This window comes from Anaerosolibacter sp. (assembly GCF_029240175.1).
Taxonomy (GTDB): Bacteria; Bacillota; Clostridia; order Peptostreptococcales; family Thermotaleaceae; genus Anaerosolibacter.
In genome coordinates this window covers 1-4283 of sequence record NZ_JARBTM010000047.1, presented here as the reverse complement: position 1 = coordinate 4283, position 4283 = coordinate 1, and the positions used below count along the sequence as shown (strand labels likewise).

Sequence of the window (4283 nt, the reverse complement as noted above, 5' to 3'; positions counted from 1 at the left end):
CAAATCAGTCAGATTGCCATTACGCAGCCGTCAATCTATGAAGTAATCAGAGTAATGAATGGCGTACCTCTCTTTTTAGATGACCATATATCAAGATTGCAGTTTTCTGCAGCTTCCCTAGACGCAAAACTTCAAGTACTACTGCCCAATATAATCTCTGATATTAAAAGACTCATAAAAATAAATAATTATCCCGAGAAGAATATAAAGGTTATGGTTTTTAATCTTGAAAGAGAAACTCCTGATTATATCATGTGTTTTATAAAAAGTAGTTATCCCTCTCAAGAACAATATTCTCAAGGCATTCACAGCATTTTAGTTCACGCAGAACGAAGCAATCCCAATGCGAAAATCATCAACAATCAGTTGAGAGAGATCGTGAATAAAAAGCTTGAAGAGAACGACGCTTATGAAGCACTGCTTGTGAATAACCGAGGCGAAATCACTGAGGGCAGCCGTTCAAATTTATTTTTTGTGGTGCATGGTAAAATTTATACTGCTCCTGCTGAAGATGTTCTTATCGGCATTACGAGAAAATATATCTTGGAGGCTTGCAACAATCTGCGCTTAGAGGTGATAGAACAGCCGATTCCTTTCTCCATGCTGGATTATGCCGAGGGAGCCTTTATAACCGGTACTTCGCCAAAGGTTCTTCCTATTGCTGCCATAGAAGAAAGAGAATTAGCTTCTGCAAGCAACGTGATTGTGCGGAGCATACTTACTGAATATGATAAGATTCTAGATTTATACATACGTAAACATAAGTAGGATGACCAATTGGTCATCCTACTTTTTATTCCCCTAACAACCGTTTACCCTTTATATAGAAGTCTCGCTTCATATCCACAGGCACAAAGGACCCTCCCGTAGACCAAGCGATGTGCGTAGCATCATTCATGCACTGTTCTAGCATATTGTTTCTTATATAATCGACACCGTTTTCTACTGCCATCAAAGCCATAGGTCCCATAAGTGAAGCGGCAGCAGATGGCTCTATTTCGATATTTTCACTATCCTTCAGCATGGCCAATAGCTTGTAGAGCTCATCATCCTCTATGGTATATATTCCGCTTAAGAGATTTTCCATCACTTTTCCTACAAAGCCTGAAGCCCTGCCAACAGCAAGTCCGTCTCCCTCTGTGATATTATCTATTCCAAAATCCTGAACGCTAACATGATCGTTTTCCCCTGTAGCCAAACCCAACAGCATGCAGGGTGAATGGGTAGGTTCTACAAAGAAACAATGCACATTCTCCTTAAAAAGCTGCTTTAAGCCAAAGCATATGCCTCCCGGTGCTCCACCTACGCCACAGGGTAAATATACAAAGAGGGGATTTTGTTTATCCACCTTTATGTTTTTTTCTTCCAGCTGGCGCTTTAATCTTATAGCCGCTGCACTATACCCCAGGAATAAGTCCTTGGAATGCTCATCATCCACAAAATGACACATTGCATCCTGAAGAGCCAGCTTTCTGCCCTCTTCCACCGCTTTGCTGTAATCTGATTCATATTCAATAACTGTTACGCCCTTGCTTCTCAGTAAATCCTTTTTCCATTGCTTGGCATCTGCCGACATATGTACGGTAACCTTGAAGCCTAAGGCTGCACCCATAATTCCGATGCTTAGACCGAGATTTCCTGTAGAACCTACTGCCAAGGAATATCTGGATAAAAATTGCCTGAATTCTGCCCCCGCAAGTTGAGAATAATCCTGATCCTTATTTAGCATGTTATGGCTTACAGCCAAATGCTCAGCATGCTTCAATACCTCATATATACCTCCTCTTGCCTTAATGGAGCCTGCAACAGGCAAGGCATTGTCACACTTCAAAAACATTCTTCCCTCTACAGCTATCTTATATATATTGCTTATTGCAGCTTTCATATCAGGCAGTTCAACCAAAGCAGACTCAATAATCCCGTTTTGCTTTTCCGTTTCCGGAAAAAGCTTTGAAATCAAAGGAGCAAATCTAATCCATCTCTCCTCTGCCTCCAATACATCCGTCCATGTCAATTCTAGGTTGTCATAGGTGGCTGCTTCCTCATCCTTTAAAGCATCATTCACCCAAAATACAGGCTTGTAAGCAATCATATCTGATATGATTGGCTTTTCCTTAATCCACTGCTCTATTGTTTTATCCGATATCTTCTTCTCCATCATAACCTCCAGGCTATTTATTCTAGTTATAGTATACCAAAATACTCTTTCAAAATATATTTATGTATTTGTATAAATTACATGAACAACATAAAAAGCAGTGTCAAATAGACTATAAATACATATTATGTAATATCACTGTGTGCGAGGTGTGAATATATGGCTTTTTCTGAAAGAGAGCTGCTTGCAAGAGTTATACGCTGTGAGGCAGGCGGAGAAGGTGAAAACGGCATGAAAGCCGTTGCTAATGTTATTATGAACAGGGTAAGAGTGCCAAACGGAGAGTATCGAAGAGTGGGTCAAGGCAGCATCCGAAACATATTAAATCAAAGGGGCCAGTTTGACTGTATGACTTCTGTACTAAGAGGTGTGCCAAACCCCCAGACGATCTGGGCAAATCCACCGGAGGAAATCCATCTCCAGATTGCTGATTGGGCTATAGCCGGTAATAGATTTCCTACAACTGGTTATTCCTTATGGTATTTTAACCCCTTTAATCCCAATTGCCCTGGGGCTTTCCCACGGAATGGAAACGGATTCTATGTCACAAGAATCGTGGATCACTGCTTCTACAATCCAACCCGTTCTTACTATCTGACTATGAATACAATGAATTTAAATCAAATGGATAACATGGAGGAAATGGGATATCAAATGCCCTTTGGTCCTGCTACACAGCAACCCTTCTACAATCAAATGGATAACATGCAGAGTGTAGGGTATCAATTGCCTTACTTAGATCCTGCTGCACAGCAGCCCTTCTACAATCAAATGCCCACAATGCCGATGCAGCCTATTCAGCCTATGATGCCAATGGGTACAGTAACCGGTGCAATGGCTACTCCAATGGGCGGTGTTCAAGAAGTTCCAGGCACAACATCAGGAACAATGCCCACTACTATTGGTTCAATACCCCTGGGAATGGATCAATTTGGTGAACCCCCTATCATGGACATAGAATATACACAAGGCTATTTAAGAACTCAAATCGGCAAAAGAATCAAGGTAGAATTCCTCATTGGTACAAATATGCTGGTCGATAGGGAAGGAACTCTTGTAGACGTTGGTATAAGCTATATTATCATCAACGAGGTTGAAACTGACGATTTGTTATTATGCGATATATACTCTATTAAGTTTGTAAGATTCTATTTCTAGTGATTTACTTATGCTACACAAAATAATAACCGGGTTTCCCCGGTTATTTGCTTTTTATATCCCTTCAAACTGTGCGTTATATAAGGATGCATATATGCCATTATTTTTTAACAGCTCCTCGTGACTTCCTTTTTCTTCTATACCATTGTCAGTAAGCACCAATATATTTTTAGCCTTTCTGATGGTTGAAAGTCTGTGGGCTATGATGAATGTGGTTCTATTGCTTGCCAGCTGCTCTAAGCTTTGCTGAACTATTCTTTCGCTTTGATTATCCAGGGCTGAAGTAGCTTCATCCAATATAAGAATCGGCGGATTTTTCAAAAACGCTCTTGCGATGCTGATTCTTTGCTTTTGGCCCCCTGATAGCTTAACCCCTCTTTCACCTACATAGGTCTCGTAGGTTTTTTCAAAGGCTTCGATAAATTCATGGGCATTTGCTTTTCTAGCTGCTTCAACAACCTCTTCGTCACTGGCATCTGGCTTACCGTATCGGATGTTCTCCATGATTGTACCTGCAAATAAATAAACATCCTGCTGTACAATGCCAATATTTTTTCTCAAGGATTCCAATTTAATATCCCTTACATCGACGTTATCTATTTGAATGCTTCCCTCAGTAACCTCATAAAACCTGGGTATAAGACTGCAAAGCGTTGATTTGCCGCCACCGGATGGTCCTACCAAGGCAACTGTTTCGCCGGGATTGAGCTTAAGATCAATATTGTTCAACACATGCACGCCCTCGTCATACTTGAAGGACACATTGTCAAAGGTGACCATTCCTTTTACGTCATGCAGCTCAACACTGTCTTCCTTATCCAAAATATCAGGCTCTGTATCCATGATTTCCAAGAATCTTTCAAAACCGGTCATACCCCTTTGGAACTGTTCAGTAAAGTCAATAAGCTTTCGAATCGGCATCAGCAATGTATTGATGTAGAGTAAATAGGTGACCAAATCAACACTC

Annotated in this window: 4 protein-coding genes; 2 read left to right on the top strand and 2 right to left on the bottom strand. The window is 40.8% G+C overall.

All coding sequences use genetic code 11. The features are described from left to right. A partial coding sequence (locus K0R93_RS19020; RefSeq protein WP_300304953.1) for an aminotransferase class IV occupies positions 1-768 on the top strand: 768 nt, incomplete at its 5' end. Between the two features lie 25 nt (positions 769-793). Here the strand turns inward: K0R93_RS19020 and K0R93_RS19015 are convergent. Further along, positions 794-2158: a D-serine ammonia-lyase gene (locus tag K0R93_RS19015; RefSeq protein ID WP_330685229.1), complete on the bottom strand. Its 1365-nt coding sequence runs from the start codon at positions 2156-2158 to the stop codon at positions 794-796. Positions 2159-2317: 159 nt separating this feature from the next. Between K0R93_RS19015 and K0R93_RS19165 the strand changes: the two genes are divergently transcribed. Then, entirely contained in the window at positions 2318-3316 is a 999-nt protein-coding gene (locus K0R93_RS19165) for a cell wall hydrolase (protein WP_330685228.1), read from the top strand. A 54-nt stretch (positions 3317-3370) separates the two neighbouring features. Here K0R93_RS19165 and K0R93_RS19000 read toward each other — a convergent pair. Beyond that, on the bottom strand, positions 3371-4283 hold a 913-nt coding region (locus K0R93_RS19000; protein WP_300304949.1), incomplete at its 5' end, for an ABC transporter ATP-binding protein.